General features: G+C 60.3%; 3 protein-coding genes. 2 read left to right on the top strand and 1 reads right to left on the bottom strand.

The genetic code is table 11. The annotated features are described in order from the left end of the window. Nucleotides 1–1,897: potassium transporter Kup (locus Q8N04_03055; GenBank protein ID MDP3089629.1), on the top strand; the 1,897-nt coding region annotated here is incomplete at its 5' end. 33 nt (nucleotides 1,898–1,930) lie between these two features. Continuing rightward, the gene (locus tag Q8N04_03050) at nucleotides 1,931–2,197 is read left to right on the top strand and encodes a hypothetical protein (GenBank protein MDP3089628.1); all 267 of its coding nucleotides are present in this window, start codon (nucleotides 1,931–1,933) and stop codon (nucleotides 2,195–2,197) included. Here the strand turns inward: Q8N04_03050 and Q8N04_03045 are convergent. Continuing rightward, on the bottom strand, nucleotides 2,181–2,629 hold a 449-nt coding region (locus Q8N04_03045), incomplete at its 5' end, for a phosphate acyltransferase (GenBank protein ID MDP3089627.1). The two genes, Q8N04_03050 and Q8N04_03045, sit on opposite strands and share 17 nt — an antisense overlap.

Raw genomic sequence — 2,629 nt, 5'->3', positions numbered from 1 at the left:
CGGCGGCGCCAACGGCGCGCAACATTCTGACCCGGGCCACGGCCGCAGCGGAACGATGGCGATGGCGTTCGCTTCCGTGGGCGTTGTGTGCGGCGATATCGGCACGAGCCCGCTGTATGCGCTTCGCGAAGCGCTAACTCGCGCGACGGAAGGGCGGCCACCCACCGACGTGGAAGTTATCGGAGTCGTGTCGCTTCTCCTCTGGGCGATCGTCATCGTCGTCACCTTGAAATACATTCTGTTCGTTCTGCGGGCGGATAACCGGGGAGAAGGCGGCACGCTCGCGCTGATGGCGCTCGCTCAACGTGCGTTTGGCCGCCGCAGCTCCGTGATCTTTTTTCTTGGGATCGCCGGCGCCGCATTGTTCACCGGCGACGCGCTGGTCACTCCCGCTATTTCGGTCCTGTCGGCGGTCGAAGGCCTGAAACTGGTCACGCCTGCGCTCGACAATTACGTCGTCGGCATTACGGTCGTGATCCTGCTCACGCTGTTCATGGTGCAGCGAAGCGGCACTGAACGCGTAGCCAAATGGTTCAGCCCCATCATGTTGTTCTGGTTTCTGCTTCTGGCGGTTCTGGGACTGATGCACATCGGCGATGCGCCGCGCATCCTCAACGCGCTGAACCCGGTCTTCGCCATCAATTTTCTTATTTCGCACAAGTTGATCAGCTTTATTGTCCTGGGAGCGGTCTTCCTTGCTGTTACAGGCACAGAGGCGCTTTACGCCGACATGGGGCATTTCGGTCGGCGACCCATCCAGTACGCATGGTTCTTCTGTGTCTTTCCGTCCCTTGTCCTTAACTACATGGGTCAAGGCGCCCTGATCCTCGTGCAACCGGACGCGATGGCGAATCCGTTCTTCCTGATGGCGCCCAGCTGGGGCCTGCTGCCGCTTGTCATCCTCGCCACGCTCGCCACCGTGATTGCGAGTCAGGCAGTCATCACTGGCGCCTTCTCAATCGCCCGTCAGGCCATTCAACTGGGGCTGCTTCCACGCTTGCAGATCCAGCACACGTCCGATTGGCAGGAGGGGCAAATTTTTGTGCCGCGTGTTAACCGCATCCTGCTGTTAGGCGTGATCATTCTTGTCGTGTTGTTCCGGTCGTCAACCAATCTGGCTTCAGCTTATGGCGTCGCGGTTTCGGCTTCGATGGTCGTCGACTCGTTACTTCTCTTCTTCGTGATCTGGAAGCTCTGGCGATGGCCGCTGTGGGGCGCGGTCGCGATCACCTGCCTGTTCCTGACGTTTGAACTCGCGTTCTTCGCGTCAAATCTTCTGAAGCTGTTCGATGGAGGCTATCTGCCGCTGTCCATTGGCGCCGCCATGATGGTGATCATGTGGACGTGGCATCGCGGGACGCGATTACTTGAGGAAAAAACGCATCGGGACTCGATTCCCACGGCGAACCTCATTCGCATGCTGGAAAAATCAAAACCGACACGTGTGCCCGGAACGGCTATTTTCCTCACCAGCGATCCTGGCGTGGCGCCCGCGGCGCTTATGCACAACCTCAAGCACAATAAAGTCCTGCACGAGCGCATCGTTCTGGTGTCTGTGCGCACGGAGGAAGTGCCTCGCGTATCGCCCAGCGCACGTTGCGAATTGTCGCAGTTATCTGCTGATTTCACATGCATCAAGCTGCATTACGGCTTCATGGAAACCCCGCGGGTTCCGGTCGCACTCGCCTCATTGCGCAAGAGCGGCTTGAAGTTCGATATCATGACAACGTCGTTCTTCCTCGGCCGGCGAACGCTCAAGGTGTCTCCGGCCTCCGGAATGCCGAAATGGCAGGACCACCTGTACATCGCGTTATCGCGCCAGGCGGCAAACGCCACAGACTTTTTCGCGATTCCCTCGGACCGCGTGGTTGAACTCGGCGCGCAAGTAACGATCTAGCGCGATCCCCTCACCGCCTACGCGGGACCAGACATGATTCGTGCGTACGTCGCCTTTATGCTTCTGGTTTCGAGCGGCATTTCCATCGCGTCACTGTTCCGCGCGATTCCGCTGGCGATCATGATCGCCTTCCCGATGGGCGCAGGGCTTTTCAGCTTCTCGCTGTTTGTCGCGTTTCTCTGGAGCGCCCTGAACGTCCCGACGGAGCAATCGCCGGGACTTCTTGCGGCTGGTGGATTCGGCCTGCTGGCGGCGCTCAATCTGGGCGCCGCCGTCCGCGGGATTATCCGCCGACGTTGAAGGCCGCCAGCGCCGCCATATTGACGATGTCCGTATCGCGCGCGCCCAGCGGCACGAATTGCACAGGCTTGTCGAGACCAACGATTATCGGCCCAAGCACTGTCGCGCCGCCCAGCTCCTGCAGCATCTTTGTGGAGATGGACGCGGAGTGGAACGCCGGCATGACAAGCACGTTCGCCGTGTCCTTGAGACGGCAAAACGGATAAGCCGCCATCGCGTCCTTGTTGAGGGCGACGTCGGCGGCCATTTCACCGTCGTACTCAAAGTCGACGCGTTTCTGGTCGAGAATTCGCACCGCCTCCTGCACACGCGCCGAGCGTTCGCCGCGCGGATGCCCGAACGTGGCGAAGGCGAGAAGCGCAACGCGCGGCTCGTAGCCAAGACGCCGCGACACGCCCGCCGCTTCAATCGCGATCTGAGCAATCTCTTCCG

The sequence above is a fragment of the Nitrospira sp. genome (assembly GCA_030692565.1).
In the GTDB taxonomy this organism is placed as follows: domain Bacteria; phylum Nitrospirota; class Nitrospiria; order Nitrospirales; family Nitrospiraceae; genus Nitrospira_D.
Note: the sequence above shows the minus strand (reverse complement) of the source record. Positions and strands in the feature narration are given on the sequence as shown.

Excerpts from the sequence above, each read along its gene's own strand:
- Q8N04_03050 (MDP3089628.1), top strand. The coding sequence starts at position 1,931 with ATGATTCGTGCGTACGTCGCCTTTATGCTTCTGGTTTCGAGCGGCATT.